This is a genomic window from Adlercreutzia equolifaciens, from assembly GCF_029076695.1.
Taxonomy (GTDB): Bacteria; Actinomycetota; Coriobacteriia; order Coriobacteriales; family Eggerthellaceae; genus Adlercreutzia; species Adlercreutzia equolifaciens_A.
Genome location: NZ_JARFIK010000449.1, coordinates 1 through 296, shown reverse-complemented (window position 1 = coordinate 296; position 296 = coordinate 1). Strand labels below are relative to the sequence as shown.

Below are 296 nucleotides of genomic sequence, written 5' to 3'. Positions count from 1 at the left end.
CCTTCAACCGCGCCTGCGTCAAACCCGACCAGACCGCCGGCGACGGCGTGCTCGGACGCTGGTTCTGGTTCGGCGAGCAGCCCTTCCTGAAGCTGAACCCGCGACAGCGACGGCAACCCCGAGCGCTTGGTGTACATTACCCAGGACGTGACGGCGCTTAAGAGGCGCGAGAAGCAGATGCAGCAGGCCATGGAGGATTCCTATCGCGCCGCCCACGTGCAAGAGCTGCTCCAGGCCGTGGAGCAGGTGACGACGGCCTCCTAGGCATCCAGCGGTCACCGAGGGCCTCACGGAGG

At 66.6% G+C, this 296-nt stretch carries 1 protein-coding gene; it reads left to right on the top strand.

What is annotated here, in order from left to right; genetic code table 11:
• Positions 1-126 precede the first annotated feature (126 nt).
• Positions 127-264, top strand: a complete 138-nt coding sequence (locus tag PZH32_RS13125; RefSeq protein ID WP_275208692.1) for a hypothetical protein — start codon at positions 127-129, stop codon at positions 262-264.
• Positions 265-296: the final 32 nt, after the last annotated feature.